This window comes from Streptomyces sp. NPDC089919 (assembly GCF_040684615.1).
GTDB lineage: Bacteria > Actinomycetota > Actinomycetes > Streptomycetales > Streptomycetaceae > Streptomyces.
Window position 1 is genome coordinate 37,023 of the sequence record NZ_JBFBGK010000009.1, and the last position, 13,324, is coordinate 50,346.

General features: G+C 71.8%; 17 protein-coding genes. 8 read left to right on the forward strand and 9 right to left on the reverse strand.

Annotated features, from left to right (window positions below; all coding sequences use genetic code 11):
- Positions 1 to 78: 78 nt before the first annotated feature.
- A complete protein-coding gene (locus AB0O40_RS06390) occupies positions 79 to 1,428 on the reverse strand; it encodes a cation:proton antiporter (protein ID WP_365036235.1) in 1,350 nt (449 codons plus the stop codon).
- Between the two features lie 217 nt (positions 1,429 to 1,645).
- Here AB0O40_RS06390 and ccrA point away from each other — a divergent pair, with 217 nt between their 5' ends.
- A complete protein-coding gene (ccrA, locus tag AB0O40_RS06395; protein WP_365036237.1) occupies positions 1,646 to 3,031 on the forward strand; it encodes a crotonyl-CoA carboxylase/reductase in 1,386 nt (461 codons plus the stop codon).
- 89 nt (positions 3,032 to 3,120) lie between these two features.
- Here the strand turns inward: ccrA and AB0O40_RS06400 are convergent, their stop codons facing one another.
- From AB0O40_RS06400 to AB0O40_RS06415, 4 genes are read right to left on the reverse strand one after another with little or no spacing between them, the layout of a single operon-like run.
- Positions 3,121 to 3,387, reverse strand: coding sequence for a hypothetical protein (locus tag AB0O40_RS06400; RefSeq protein ID WP_365036239.1), 267 nt, complete (start codon positions 3,385 to 3,387; stop codon positions 3,121 to 3,123).
- Complete coding sequence (locus AB0O40_RS06405) at positions 3,384 to 3,560, reverse strand: hypothetical protein (protein ID WP_365036241.1); 177 nt, start codon at positions 3,558 to 3,560, stop codon at positions 3,384 to 3,386. The genes AB0O40_RS06400 and AB0O40_RS06405 overlap by 4 nt, the downstream gene beginning before the upstream one ends.
- Before the next feature lie 4 nt (positions 3,561 to 3,564).
- Positions 3,565 to 3,987: an ATP-binding protein gene (locus AB0O40_RS06410; protein WP_365036243.1), complete on the reverse strand. Its 423-nt coding sequence runs from the start codon at positions 3,985 to 3,987 to the stop codon at positions 3,565 to 3,567.
- Positions 3,984 to 4,172, reverse strand: a complete 189-nt coding sequence (locus tag AB0O40_RS06415) for a hypothetical protein (RefSeq protein ID WP_365036245.1) — start codon at positions 4,170 to 4,172, stop codon at positions 3,984 to 3,986. The genes AB0O40_RS06410 and AB0O40_RS06415 overlap by 4 nt, the downstream gene beginning before the upstream one ends.
- A 274-nt stretch (positions 4,173 to 4,446) precedes the next feature.
- Here AB0O40_RS06415 and AB0O40_RS06420 point away from each other — a divergent pair, with 274 nt between their 5' ends.
- From AB0O40_RS06420 to AB0O40_RS06435, 4 genes are all read left to right on the forward strand, one after another.
- Positions 4,447 to 5,172 carry an XRE family transcriptional regulator gene (locus AB0O40_RS06420; RefSeq protein WP_365036247.1) on the forward strand — a complete coding sequence of 242 codons (726 nt, stop codon included), beginning with the start codon at positions 4,447 to 4,449 and terminating at the stop codon, positions 5,170 to 5,172.
- On the forward strand, positions 5,165 to 5,632 hold the full coding sequence (locus AB0O40_RS06425; protein WP_365036249.1) for an NUDIX domain-containing protein: 468 nt from the start codon (positions 5,165 to 5,167) through the stop codon (positions 5,630 to 5,632). The genes AB0O40_RS06420 and AB0O40_RS06425 overlap by 8 nt, the downstream gene beginning before the upstream one ends.
- A 198-nt stretch (positions 5,633 to 5,830) precedes the next feature.
- Positions 5,831 to 6,856: a hypothetical protein gene (locus AB0O40_RS06430; RefSeq protein ID WP_365036251.1), complete on the forward strand. Its 1,026-nt coding sequence runs from the start codon at positions 5,831 to 5,833 to the stop codon at positions 6,854 to 6,856.
- Positions 6,787 to 7,365 (forward strand): hypothetical protein, encoded by a 579-nt coding sequence (locus tag AB0O40_RS06435; protein WP_365036253.1) that lies wholly within the window; start codon positions 6,787 to 6,789, stop codon positions 7,363 to 7,365. The genes AB0O40_RS06430 and AB0O40_RS06435 overlap by 70 nt, the downstream gene beginning before the upstream one ends.
- An 18-nt stretch (positions 7,366 to 7,383) precedes the next feature.
- On the opposite strand, the gene AB0O40_RS06440 is transcribed toward AB0O40_RS06435, so the two are convergent.
- Both AB0O40_RS06440 and AB0O40_RS06445 read right to left on the reverse strand, forming a co-directional pair.
- Positions 7,384 to 7,800 (reverse strand): nuclear transport factor 2 family protein, encoded by a 417-nt coding sequence (locus AB0O40_RS06440; protein ID WP_365036255.1) that lies wholly within the window; start codon positions 7,798 to 7,800, stop codon positions 7,384 to 7,386.
- A 35-nt stretch (positions 7,801 to 7,835) separates the two neighbouring features.
- On the reverse strand, positions 7,836 to 9,062 hold the full coding sequence (locus AB0O40_RS06445; RefSeq protein ID WP_365036257.1) for an alpha/beta hydrolase: 1,227 nt from the start codon (positions 9,060 to 9,062) through the stop codon (positions 7,836 to 7,838).
- Positions 9,063 to 9,171: 109 nt separating this feature from the next.
- On the opposite strand from AB0O40_RS06445, the gene AB0O40_RS06450 reads away from it, so the two are divergent.
- Complete coding sequence (locus AB0O40_RS06450) at positions 9,172 to 9,747, forward strand: TetR-like C-terminal domain-containing protein (protein ID WP_365036259.1); 576 nt, start codon at positions 9,172 to 9,174, stop codon at positions 9,745 to 9,747.
- A 20-nt stretch (positions 9,748 to 9,767) separates the two neighbouring features.
- Here AB0O40_RS06450 and AB0O40_RS06455 read toward each other — a convergent pair whose 3' ends face one another.
- Positions 9,768 to 10,295, reverse strand: coding sequence for a DUF3592 domain-containing protein (locus AB0O40_RS06455; RefSeq protein WP_365036261.1), 528 nt, complete (start codon positions 10,293 to 10,295; stop codon positions 9,768 to 9,770).
- Positions 10,296 to 10,635: 340 nt separating this feature from the next.
- On the opposite strand from AB0O40_RS06455, the gene AB0O40_RS06460 reads away from it, so the two are divergent.
- A complete protein-coding gene (locus AB0O40_RS06460; RefSeq protein ID WP_365036263.1) occupies positions 10,636 to 11,742 on the forward strand; it encodes a hypothetical protein in 1,107 nt (368 codons plus the stop codon).
- A gap of 8 nt (positions 11,743 to 11,750) precedes the next feature.
- Here AB0O40_RS06460 and AB0O40_RS06465 read toward each other — a convergent pair whose 3' ends face one another.
- Entirely contained in the window at positions 11,751 to 12,221 is a 471-nt protein-coding gene (locus tag AB0O40_RS06465; RefSeq protein ID WP_365036265.1) for a carboxymuconolactone decarboxylase family protein, read from the reverse strand.
- Between the two features lie 239 nt (positions 12,222 to 12,460).
- Here AB0O40_RS06465 and AB0O40_RS06470 point away from each other — a divergent pair, with 239 nt between their 5' ends.
- Entirely contained in the window at positions 12,461 to 13,306 is an 846-nt protein-coding gene (locus AB0O40_RS06470; RefSeq protein WP_365036267.1) for a hypothetical protein, read from the forward strand.
- Positions 13,307 to 13,324: the final 18 nt, after the last annotated feature.

Consider the following 13,324-nt stretch of genomic DNA (forward strand, 5'->3'; position numbering starts at 1 on the left):
GTCGGGGGCTCCGGGCGGGTGGTGGCGTGAGCCGGGTGGTGGCGTCGGGCGGGTGGCGGCGTCAGCCGATCGGTGGCGTCAGCCCGCGAGTTCTTCGCCGCCGTCGGCGAAGCCCGGTGCGGCGGCCGGACGGATCCGGGTGACCCCGGGCGCGTCCTTGGGAGGTTCGACGAGGTCGAGGGCGGGACGCGGGAGCAGCCGGGGCAGCAGCGGGCCGGTGAGCGCGGTGGTGATCAGGGCCATCAGCACCATCTCGGTGAACAGGCTGCCGTCCAGCACGCCCATGCTCAGGCCCACGTTGAGGATGACCAGTTCGGTCAGGCCCCGGGTGTTCATCAGGACTCCGACTCCCGCCGACTCCCGCCAGGTCAGGCCGGTGAAGCGGGCCGGCAGGGAGGCGCCGAGGAGCTTGCCGACCATGGCGACGGCGAGGATGAGGGCCAGTTCGGCCCAGCCGGTGGCGGTCATGCCGGCGATGTCCACGGCCAGGCCGGTGACGATGAAGTAGACCGGCAGCAGCAGCCGGGACGTGCTGTGCAGGGGCTTGAGAACCTGCTCCTCCAGCAGTTCCTTCGGGCCGCGCGGCATCGCCAGCCCGAAGGCGAAGGCGCCGAAGATCGGGTGGATGCCGATCTTCGAGGTGCAGAAGGCGGAGAGCAGCAGCCCGGCGGTGGTCAGGGTGACCAGGTGCGGCAGCAGGGAGCGCCGCGCCGCCGCCAGGTCGACGGCCTTCGCCAGGGCGGGCCGGACGAAGCCGAACATCACGGCGCCGTAGGCGGCCGACTGCCACAGGGTGTCGGTGAAGCCGGTCGGGCCGGCCGCGGTGACGATCGCGACCACGCCGGCGAGCATGCACCAGGCCAGGACGTCACCGAGGGCCGCGCTGGTCAGCGCGATGGTGCCGACCTTGGTGCTGGCCAGCCGGTTCTCGGTGAGGATGCGGGCCAGCACCGGGAAGGCGGTGATGGACATGCTGACGGCCAGGTAGAGCGCGAAGGACCGGAAGGAGACCTCCTTGCCGCCCACGACGGAGTGGTTGTCGTAGAGGAGGGCGGCGGCGCCGAAGCCGAGCAGCATGGGGAGCGCGATGCTGCCGGAGGTCACCGCCCCGACGGTCTTCTTGCCCTTGCCCAGGGCGGTCCATTCGAGCTCCCAGCCCACCGTGAACATGAAGAGCAGCAGGCCGACCTGGGCGACCATGGACAGCAACGGGCGGACGCCGGACGGGAAGAGCACGTGCGTCAGGTCCCCCGGCAGCAGCCCCAGCAGGCTCGGCCCCAGGACGATTCCGGCGGTGATCTCGCCGATGACGGCGGGCTGGCGCAGGCGTCTGGCCGCGCCGCTCAGGAGGGCCCCCACGATCAGGATGACCGCGATGCCCGCGAAGGCCGTGGCCTGCAGAGCTTCGGTCTTGTGCGGATCGGACACGACCACCACCTAATTCTTCGGATGATGAAGTCAACTCTTGATGAGTTTTACATGCCGGATTGCAGCGGGACAAGGCGTTCCGGTGCACCTTCGCCCGTGCGGGGGGCGGGAGTTGGGCTGCAAGCGGCCGTCCGGGGGTTGCCCGGGGGCGGGGGCCCGGTGTAGAACTCATCAAGCGTTGATTTCAATGAGTGATGAATTAGGGGGGATGCGTGCCATGCGCGAGCTTCTGGAGGTGATCGAGTCCCCGGACTCGACGGCCCGCGACGCGGCCGCCCTGCCCGTCCCCGCCTCGTACCGGGCCGCCGTCCTGCACAAGTCCGAGACCGGCATGTTCGAGGGGGTCGCGCCGGCCGACCGGGACCCCGGCGCGGCCATCCACATCCAGGACGTGCCCACGCCCGAGCCCGGTCCGGGCGAGGTGCTGGTCGCCGTGATGGCCAGCGCGGTCAACTACAACACCGTCTGGAGCGCGCTCTTCTCGCCGGTGCCGACCTTCGCCTTCCTGGAGCGGTACGCCCGGACCGGCGGCCTCGCCGCGCGCCACGACCAGCCGTACCACGTGATCGGCTCCGACCTTGCCGGGATGGTCCTGCGGACCGGTCCGGGCGTACGGCGCTGGCAGGCCGGCGACCGGGTGGTGGCCCACTGCCTGTCGGTGGAGCTGGAGGGCGCCGACGGCCACAACGACGCGATGCTCGACCCCGAGCAGCGGATCTGGGGCTTCGAGACCAACTACGGCGGTCTGGCGGAGCTGGCCCTGGTGAAGGCGACCCAGCTGATGCCCAAGCCGGAGCACCTGACCTGGGAGGAGGCCGCCGCCCCCGGGCTGGTCAACTCCACCGCCTACCGGCAGCTGGTGAGCCGCAACGGCGCCGGCATGAAGCAGGGCGACAACGTCCTGATCTGGGGCGCGGCCGGCGGCCTCGGCTCCTACGCGACGCAGCTCGCGCTGGCCGGCGGCGCCACGCCCGTCTGCGTGGTCTCCTCCCCGCAGAAAGCGGCGCTCAGCCGGGCGCTGGGCGCGGAGCTGGTCATCGACCGCAGCGCCGAGGACTACCGCTTCTGGTCCGACGAGCACACCCAGGACCCGCGCGAATGGCGCCGCTTCGGATCCCGGATCCGGGAGCTGACGGGCGGTGAGGACGTGGACATCGTCTTCGAGCACCCGGGCCGCGAGACGTTCGGCGCCTCCGTGTACGTCACCCGGCGCGGCGGCACCGTGGTCACCTGCGCCTCGACCTCCGGGTACCTCCACCAGTACGACAACCGGTACCTGTGGATGTCGCTCAAGAAGATCATCGGCTCGCACTTCGCGAACTACCGCGAGGCCTGGGAGGCCAACCGGCTGGTGACCCGCGGCCGGATCCACCCCACCCTCTCCCGCTCGTACCCCCTGACGGAGGTCGACCGCGCGGTCCGCTCGATGCACCGCAACGAACACCACGGCAAGGTCGGCGTCCTGTGCCTGGCCCCGGAGGAGGGCCTGGGCGTCCGCAACCCGGAACTGCGCGCGCGGCACGAGAAGTCCATCAACCTCTTCCGGACCTTCGAGGGGGCGGGGGTGGGGGGTCACGCAGCGGTGGCGGGGGCTGTCGGGTAGCGACGTCTCCGGCGGGGCGTACGACGTCACTGGCCCGCCCTGGCCGCCGGGGTGGCGGCGGCCAGGGCGGTAAGTCGGCGGCGGTGGGGTCAGCCGCCGGGGGTGTGGGGCGTCAGCACGGCGCGGTGGAAGTCCGTGGTGATGCGGCGGAAGGTGTCGTGGGATGCGTGGCGGGCGTGGGCCAGGCACCAGGCGGTTGCCGTCGGTTCGTCGCAGAGCGGGCCCGGGCCGTCCAGGCAGGTGGTGCACTCGATTTCCGTGATCGGGGTGGTGCCGCGGTGGTCGGGTGTGAGGAGCCAGTCGGCGGGGGTGTCGATGGCTGCTGGGGCGATCGCCCGGGGGTTCCGGCCGCTCATCGTCGGACCGCCAGGAGGTCGCCCGCTCGGACGCGGAGGGGCGCGCCGTGGTGGAAGAGGAGGATCACGGCGGCCCCGCCGGTCAGGAAGCGGTCGTCGCGGACGTGGCGGACCTCGCGCCAGGCGCCCCGTACGTGGACCAGGTCGCCGGGGCGGACGCGCAAGGCCGTCATCGGGCTATCGGACACGGCGCCCGCCCGGCTCGGCGGGGAGCGACAGTTCGGCCCAGACGCGCTTGCCCACGCCTTCGCGGGTGGCGACGGCCCAGCGGTCGGCGAGGGAGGAGACGATGAACAGGCCCCGGCCGGCGTCCTGGGTCGGTTCCGGTACCAGGGGCTGGGCCTGGGGGTGGGCCGGGCAGGCGTCGTGGACCTCGATGCGGATGCCGGCGGGCAGGCGGGTGAAGCGGGTTTCGAGATGGCGGTCACCGGGGGCGACGGCGTGCCGGACCGCGTTGGTCACCAACTCCGAGAGGAGGAGGGTGGCGGCATCCTCGAGGGCCGACAACTGCCATGTCGTCAGGGTGCTGCGGAGTTCGGCGCGGGCCCGGGGGACGGACCGCGGTTCGCGGCGCCAGCGGTGGACCACGGTCTCGGTCATCGGGCGGCCTCCCGCCCGTGGATGAAGCGCGGGCCGAGGTCGACCCCGTACGTCGCCAGGACCAGGACCCGGCGTCGGTGCCGGTGCAGACGGGTCGAGTTGAGGCGGCCGGCACGATGGCGGCCGGTGGGCGGGAGGCACAGACGCAGCAGCGGCGTCATGAGCAGGGCGATAAAGTGCAGCATGTTGACGCTCCGAGAAAGCGTTGGCCACGCCCCCGGACCGGTCGCACGGTCGCGGGGGTCTTCTGTCGCTGGGCAGCGCGGAGCCGCCCGCCGCCGGCGGTGGACCGGAGTCGACACAGAGGCGGCAGGGTGATCCTCCGTCGCCCGTAGGGGCGTTCCCACCGCGTTTGGCGGACGTTTGGGACGTACTGTCGCTACGGTTCGAATCGTCCCTGACGTCCCTGGGAGGCGAACCGTGAACCACGCTCTCCGCCAGGCTCTGGCGAATGCCAAGATGACCGAACGACAGCTCGCGGAGGCCTGTGGGGTCGATGCGAAGACGGTGGGACGGTGGATCACCGAGCCCGCACGTATCCCGCATGCCCGGCACCGGTGGGCGGCCTGCGAGGCGTTAGGCGAGGAGGAGAAGACCTTGTGGCCCAGAGCGATTCGTTCGGTGCTCTCGACGGGGCCCGACCGGGAGGTCGTACAGGTCTTCCCCTACCGGTCGGCGGCGCCGTCGGGGCTGTGGCGTTCCCTGATCACCAAGGCGCAGCGGGAGCTGACCTTCGCGGGGTACACCAACTACTTCCTGTGGCTCGAGCAGGCGAACCTCAGGGGCGCGCTGCGGCGGAAGGCCGAGGCGGGGTGCCGGGTGCGGTTCCTGGTCGGTGACCCCGACAGTCCGGTGACGGCCGCACGGGAGGCCGAGGAGGACGTGCCGCTCACGCTGACGACGCGGATCTCGGTGACCTTGAACGAGTTGCAGCACCTGCGGGACGTACGGAACATCGAGGCCCGCTTCGAGAGCGGGCACATCGGCCTGTCGGTGTTCCGGTTCGACGACGAGATGCTGGTGACCCCGCACCTCGCCCGGAAGGTCGGCCACGACTCGCCCATGATGCACCTGCGGCGCAGTCAGGCCGACGGGATGTTCGACCGGTTCGCGGAGCACGTCGAGGAGCTGTGGGGGCGGGGGCGGGACATCCATGGTGGAGGGGACGGTGGGAGGCGTGGGTAGGCGGGACTATCAGGATGATCCGGGGGCTCCGGTGGCCAATAGTTTGGTGCCGGCGGCCTCTGTTGTGGTGGTGGGTGGGGACGGGCGGGTGTTGTTGCAGCGGCGGGTGGACAACGGGATGTGGGCCCTGCCGGGCGGGAAGATGGAGATCGGGGAGTCCATCGGGCAGTGCGCCGTGCGGGAGACCCTGGAGGAGACCGGGATCCGGGTGGAGGTGACCGGGATCGTGGGGACGTACACCGATCCCGGTCATGTCTTCGCGTACGACGACGGGGAAGTGCGGCAGGAGTTCTCGATCTGCCTGCTGGCGCGGCCGGTCGGGGGCGAGCTGCTGGTGTCGGAGGAGTCGACCGAGGTGGGGTGGTTCCTGCCGGCGGAGGTCGACGCGCTGCCGATGGTGGACGGGATCCGGAAGCGGTTGGCGGACTGGCGGGCCGGGGGCGGGCCGGTCGTCCGGTAGCCCGCGCCGGTGGAGTGCGGTAGCGCTCGCCGGAGGAGTGCGGCGGCACTCGCCGGTGGAGTGCGGCGGCCCCGGCGGTGGCTGGTTGTGCGCGTATGCGGATCGGCGCCTTCCAAATCCGCCTACGATCTTCCGAGAACCAGGGCCGGGCAGCTGGAGGACCCGGCTGCCGGGGCGGCAGGACCGAGGGGGTACGTCGTGGCCACGCTGAACCACAAGGAACGCACCGTCGGCTTCTTCGAGGTCGTCGTCGTCAAAGAAGGCGAAGCCCGGCGCATTCCCGAGCTCATGGACTGGGACGGAGCGCTCGCGGCGCTGTCCCGGGCACCCCTCGGTGCGCGTTCGCACGAGAGCGAACACCGGGTCGTGGGCACCACCATCACCCACAACATGGAGGACCACCTGCTCCTGCACCGGGTGAAGGACGCCGGTGAATGGCTGTCGGTCATCAACTTCGACACCGGCGACCTCCGCGAACTCGAACAGTCCGCGAACGAGGGCTACCTGGAGACCTCCGTGGTCTGCTTCCTGCCGTTCGGCAACGTGGTGGGGATCATGCAGGGCGGCGTGTCCGCGCCCAGTCACAAGGCTCTGGAGACCTGGCTCAACGGCATCGAGATGTTTCCCGGCGCCGATTTACAGCTGCGCCCCGTCGTCTCGCACGCCGAGATCGAGAAGCTCAAGACCGCCGCGGGGGCGAACCGCGTCGAGGTGAAGCTCATGGGCAACAAGATGGGCGCCCTGCAGGACCGGAGCGGTGGTCTGGCCCGACTCCTCCGCGTCGCCGGCGAGGCCTACGGCGAGGTCAGCGTCACGATGGTCATCTCCGTGCCGCGGGGGAAGGAACTGAGGGAGCACCGGGAGCACCTGCTGGCGGACCTCGACGCGATCTCCGATGTCGTCAGCGGCGCCGAACGCGCCCGGGCCCAGCTCGTGTACGCGGACCCCGGCGGCCCGGAACAGACCCGGCTCGTCGAGCTGGCCGAGCACAGCATCACGGCCAAGAAGCGGGTGCCCGCCACGGACGCGGAAGGCAACTCGATCCGGATCGTGTCAGCGGTGGATGCCATCCTGGCAGCAGCGGCCGAGCACGAGGACGCGCTCCGACTCGCGGTGGACGCGGGGCAGTCATGGCCTAGGCGTGGGGGGATCGGGTGGCCGTCCGTACGAGCATCGTCGACCGGTGGGTCGAGTGCGCCTGGGCCGACCACCCGGTCGCGATAGCGGCCCTGGGCGCCCACCTCCTCGTCCTGCGGACGTCGGGATCGGGTGACTGGCTCGCGTGGATCGGATCCGCTCAGCGCACCGACCTGTACGCGGCGGCGACCGGCGCCGTGTCGGCCATCGGCGGTCTCAGCGCCATCGCCATCGCCATCTACACCACGGCCAACGGCGAACGGCTGCGCGCGGTACGGCAGCGGCAACGGCCGGGCGAGCTCAGACGGACCTGGCGCAGCCTGCTGCAGGGAACCGCATGGGCGTGCGCGCTGCTCCTGGCCGCCCTCTCGCTCGACCGGGACGGCGATCCCCTCTCGGCCCGCTTCGTCTTCGAGTACGCCATGGTCTTCGCCGCGCTGCGGTTCGCCCGGTTCATCTGGTTCTTCGACAAGATCATGGCGATCTCCGACGCGGACCTCGCCGAAGAGGGATCCGCCACGGTCGTGCCCGTGCGTGATCCGAACTGGCTGCTGCGTGGACAGCGCCGGTACGACCGCGGTGGGCAGCCGGACTAGAGCCGGCCGGGCCGGGGGTCAGCGGGCGCTGCCGAGGGTGCGGTCGGTGTCGGAGCCCTTGAGCATCAAGGTGGTCTCCTCTATGCGGTGGAAGCGGCCGTCCGGGGAGAGGGTGGCGAAGAGGTAGACCTCCATGGTGACCGTGGTGCCGTCCTTCTTCGTGACGTGGCAGGTGTGGCGGTCGGCGTACCCGAGGCCGTCGCGGAGTTCTTCGTGGACCTCGATCTCGGCGGTGGCGATCAGGGTGCGCAGGTGGGCGATGTGGTCGAGGAACTGGTCGCGGTCGGCCCATGCGCCGTCGGTGCGCTGGCGGTAGTCGGGGGTGAAGTGGCGGTCGGCGGCCTCGGCGAGGGTGAGGTCGGGGTTGAGGAGCAGGTCCGTGAGGGCGGACTTGATGTCGGTGGGCTGAGCCGCGGTCCGGGGCGTGTGCGACATGGGGGTTCCTTTACGGGGTGGTGGGCTGGTCAGGGTCAGGGGCGGGTGTTGCCGAGGGTGTCGTCGAGCCAGTCGTAGATGCGGGCGTTGGCCAGGCGGGTGGCGCCGGGGTGGCAGTGGGCGCCCGCGCCCTCTTCGGCGGTGAAGAGCATCAGGGTCCTGGGGCAGGTCAGGTGGGCGTACAGCTGCTCGGGCTGGCCCTTGAAGAACTCGTCCTGTTCGGCGTCGCAGACCAGGGTGGGGCACTGGATCCGCTCGGCGATGCCGTCGGCGAGGGTGTAGTCGAGGTAGGAGGCGTTGAAGGCGCGGGGGCTGTCGACGCCCATGACGTACATACCGTGGTTCAGGGCCCAGCGGGCGATCGGGTCCTTGGCCATGATCTGCTCGAGGGCGGCGTCGAGTTCGGGGGCGGACTGCGCGCGCAGCAGGGCCTCGGCCTCCGGGCGGGGGCCGGGGATGTTGCGGACCGAGGTCTGGCCGAGGTCGTAGAGGCCGTCGACGGCGATCAGGGCGGCCAGGCGGTGCTCGAAGGCGGCCGCGCGGGGGGCGAGTACGCCGCCCATGCTGAGGCCGAGGAGGGCGATGCGGGTGTGGTCGACCTCGGGGACGGTCTCGGCGAAGTCGACCACCGGGGTGATGACGTGCTCCCAGTCGGGGCGGAAGACCAGGCCCTGGTGGTGGCGCGGGCCGGGCATGCCGGGGCCGTCGAAGACCAGCACGGTGTAGCCGCGTTCGACGGCGGCCAGGGCGCCGAAGAAGTGCATCTCCTCGGCGGTGCCGTCGAAGCCGTTGTGCATGATCAGCGTGGGGCGGGGGGTGCCGGAGTCGTCGGCGCGGTAGAGGTAGCCCGGCAGGGTGGTGCCCTCGTAGGGGATCTCGACCGGCTCGATGCGCGGGCCGGTGTAGAGCGCGGCGGCGGCCCGGAAGCACTCCACGGAGCGGTCGTAGGCGTGGTCGTGGCGCGGGTCGCAGTCCTTGCCGTGCAGGAAGAACTCCGCCGAACGGTAGTAGTTCGAGGCGCGCAGGAAGGCGTCGCGGGCGCTGACGCGGTGGCCGGCGGCCAGGGCCTTCTCGGCCTCCGAGGCGACCCGGCCGGCGGTGGCGAACCACTCGGTGTACCAGCTGTCGTAGTCGCCCTCGGTGATGCGGCCGGCGGTGGCGACGACCTCGCCGAAGTCGGCGCCGCCGTAGGCGATGTGGCTCATCGAGCGCAGGGTCTCGTACCAGAACTGGGTGTTGTCCGGGAACAGCAGCTGCTTCATGACGGCGTCCTCATCTCAGGCCAGACCTGCAAGCACAGATCTGTGCTTGTGGGGTCGACTGTAGGGCCTCGGGCGGCCCGAAGCAAATATCTGTGCTTAAGTGGGGGGTGTGAGTGAGAAGGAGCAGGCCCCGCGCCTGCGCAGGAGTCCCGAGCAGGTACGTGCGGCCGTCCACCAGGCGGTGGTGGACCTGCTGTCGGCCGCGGACGGCGAGGAGCTGAACATCCCGGCGATCGCGCAGCGGGCCGGGGTCAACCACACGAGCGTGTACCGGCGGTGGGGCGGCCTCGACGCCCTGCTGGCCGACACGGTCACCACGCGGCTGGAGCGGAACTCACCGCTGAAGGACACCGGCAGCCTGCGCGGCGACCTCATCGCCTGGGCGGAGGCCAGCGTCGCGAGCATGCGGACGCCGGAGGGGCGCGCCCTGGTGCGCGCCGTGGTGCTGTCCATGCCGGGGTCCGCCCTGCCGGAGGGCGAGCGGGCCGGCCAGTTCGAACGCCGCATGCGGTCCATCGAGCAGATCCGGGAGCGCGCCGCGGCCCGCGGCGAGCAGGCGCCGCCGCTGGAGCAGATCCTCGACCAGCTGATCGCCCCCTTCTACATCCGGACGATCTTCGGCATCGAGCTGCCGGCGTCGGGGTACCCGGAGTTGCTGGTGGACCGGCTGCTGGGGCCGGCGTAGTCGGGGCCGTCAGAGGCGCCTCAGGGGAAGGTGACCGGTTCCGGGAAGAAGTCGGTGGGGGCGGCGGGGTCCGGGGACGGGCCCAGGTCCAGGGAGCCGATGCCGAAGCCGATGCCGGCGAAGAACAGGCCGAGGCAGGCGAAGACCGTGCAGAACGCGACGCCGAACCAGGTGGCGAGCTGGACCCCGGGCGCCACCGGTCCGGCCGCCACGGCCTGCTGGGGGCGGTCGGGCAGGTAGTGGACCGGGACGAAGTCGCCGACCACGCGCGGCACCCCGCTCTGGTCCTCGACGCGGACGTCCTGCCCGTCGCGGGTCCGGAAGCCGAGGATCACGTGGCGCCGGGTGCGCCGGTGGCCCTCGGAGTCCCGGTACTGGGTCACGTACGTCTCCAGGCACCGGGCCTCGGCGGTCAGGCCGTGTGCGCGGGTGTGGCCGATCGCGCGGACGCGGCGGACCTGGACGACCGCCATGGTCGCCCCGCCGGCCGCGAACAGCAGGCCCACCAGGCCGAAGACGGCGCCGAACGCACCGCTGATACCCGACATCTCCGGCATGGTCTTCCCCCAGGACGGCCGCCTCTGACGGGCGGCTGCAGGGAGAAGGATGCACGATGCACGCGGGTGGTTCCAGCGGTCGTGACATGTGTGACACCGCGGGGACGGGGTGGCGGGTGGAGGGCTCGCGTCCCAGGTCAGGGCATGTGACGGGCGCGGTGTCACAGCGGTTGTCACATCGGCGCCCCACCGGGTGTGACAGGGAGCGGGTCGGCCGGGCCGGTGCGGACCGGAGCGGCTTCTGCGGGGCGATCGTCTCCTGGGGCAACCGTTCGGGGGCCCCGGAAGTCGTACACGGGACAACGGTCGTCCGAGGCTCGGGGGTTGGTCGATGAAGGTACGTCGGATCGTGGCGGCGGGTGTGGTGGGGGTCGGGCTGCTGGCGGCGCCGGGGGCTTCGGCGACGGAGGTACGGTCCGCCGGGAGCGGGGCGGCGGCGGGGCAGGGGTGTGCGTTCGAGTCGGGGCGGTTGCGGGTGGCGCTGCACGGGCTGCCGCGGGTGCTGACCGCGGGCGGTGCGTGGAGCCCGTTCACCGCCACGCTGACGAACACCACCGGGAAGACCCTCGAGCGGACCCAGCCCTTCCTGTCCGTCACCTCCGCCGCGCCGGTCGACCGGCCGTACTGGGAGGTCGAGACCGAGTACCGGGACGCGCGGACGGGCCGGTGGAAGAGCTTCCACGACGCCACCTCGGCGCAGGTGTTCGGCAGCTCGGCGGTCGGCCCGCACAGCACGAAGACGCTCAGGCTGCGCACCCGTGCGGTCAAGGAGGCCCGGGCCGCCGCCGGGTACGCGGTCGCCGCCGGGGACTACCTGGGCCGTGACGGCTCCTGCGGTTCGTCCCAGGAGCGGTGGTACGACTTCACCATCCGCCGCGCCGGGCAGTCCTCGGCCGGTGCGGCCGGCGCCGCGGCCGGGGCCGCCACCGGGAAGACGCCGACGTGCAGCGAGGTCGACACCGGCACCGGGGACTACCCCCACCACAACGTCTTCCAGGGCCGGACCTTCGGCGTGCCGGGGCCGGTCGCGCTCGGCAGCCGCTGGACGCGGTACACCGCGACGGTCACCAACGCCTCGGCCTTCGAGATGAAGTCCTTCAAACTCAGCGGGGAACTGGGCAGCCACGTCTACAACGAGGGCGAGCGCGATCTGAGCCCGTACGCCGACCTGCAGTACTGGGACACCTCGAAGCAGGCGTGGCGGACGCTGCGCCGGGCCGGGGGGAACGCCGGCGGGTCCGTCCCGGCCCCGACGACGCTGAAGCCTCGGACCTCGGTGCACGTGCAGGTGCGGTTCAGGCTCCACGAGAACCTGCCGCTGGACCAGGTGTACGACGCGTTCACCGGTCTGTACGCCACCTTCGGCGACCGGCACCACGGGATCGCCTGCCGGGGCGAGGGGTTCGTGCTGGACGGTTTCCACCCCACGAAGGGCTGAGCCGGGCCTCAGTGCTGGCCGGGGACGTAGCCGCCGGCGGGCTGCTGGACGATGACGTTGGCGCGGTTGAAGGCGTTGATGACGGCGATCTGGGTGATCAGGGCGGCGAGCTGGGCCTCGTCGTAGTGCTTGGCGGCGTTCGCCCAGACCTCGTCGCTGACGCCGCCGGCCGCGTCGGCGATGCGGGTGGCCTCCTCGGTCAGTTCCAGGGCGGCGCGTTCGGCGTCGGTGAAGACGGTGGCCTCGCGCCAGGCCACGACCAGGTGCAGGCGGACCGCCTCCTCGCCGGCGGCGAAGGCCTCCTTGGTGTGCATGTCGATGCAGGCGGCGCAGCCGTTGATCTGGCTGGCGCGCAGCATGACCAGCTCGCGGGTCGCGGCCGGCAGGGTCGACTCCCCCAGGGCCTTGCTCGCGGCGATGATGTGCTTCCAGGCCTTCATGGCGACCGGGTCGGCGGCGACGTTCAGACGAGCGTTCATGGCGGGGACTCCCTCGGTGTTGTCCGGTGTTCGGCGTTCTTGGTGCGCTCTTCGTTGCGCTGTTGCAGGGAGGACAGGCGAGCCGGGCCGGTTGTGACACGGGCCGGTGTGACCTGCGTCTCGCTGCGGGCGGGATGCCGAGACGGGTACCCGCGCCGTTGAATTGAACGCGTTCAGTCGCGCTGGCAGGATGGGAGCGGGCGCCGGGGGGTGCCGCTGAGGGGGCGACGGTGCGTCAGGTGCGTTCATACGGGGTGGTGTTGGCGACCTCCGTGGTGGTGGGGTGCCTGGAGGTGGCACTGGCGGTGGTGGTGGCCTCGCTCTATGTGCGGACGCAGCCTTCGACGTCGGGGACGGTCGACTTCACGGGTCTGCTGCCGCTCGTGACGCTGACCGCGGTGCTCGCCTTCGTGTTCTCGCTGGTGTTCGTGGTGCCTGCGGTGTGGGTGGGGGACGTGGTGGAGCGCCGGGGCGGCGGGCGTTGGGGGTGGTGGGCGCCGGTGGTGGTCGCCGCGCTGGTGGCGGTACCGGTGGGGGCCTTCGGGGCGTACAACGACGTGTCGCGGGGGCCGCTGCTGCTCTTCTGGGGCGGGGCCACGGCCGCGCTCTCGCTGGGGGCGGTGCTGGCCGGCATCCGGGCGGGCCGGCTGATCCGGCGGGTGGCGGGCTGGGGCGCGGCGGTGGTCGTGGGGACCGGGCTGATCGGTGCGCTCGGCTTCGGCACGGGGCTGTGGGGGTACGAGCCGCCGCGGATCGGGCCGGGGACGATGCCGGGGGCCTGGGTCGACCACCGGGGAGGCTCCCTGACGTTCACGGCGGACGGCCGGGTGAACGCCTCGGACGTCGGGATGCACCTGCCCTTCGACGAGCCCAGCGGCCCGTCGCGACAGTGCACGGGGACGGGGACCTGGTCGTACGAACGGGGGCCGGGCGGGCGGGCCCAGGAGGTCAGGGTCAGCGTCCCGGGGTGCTCCTGGCCGGCCTGGCGGGTCAGCGGGACCGCTCGGACACCCTGGATCTACCAGAGCGTCGGGCAGCCGGGTTCCGGGAAGGTCTACGAGCTGCGGAAGGCCGGCACCGGCTGAGCGCGCCCCGGTGACGGG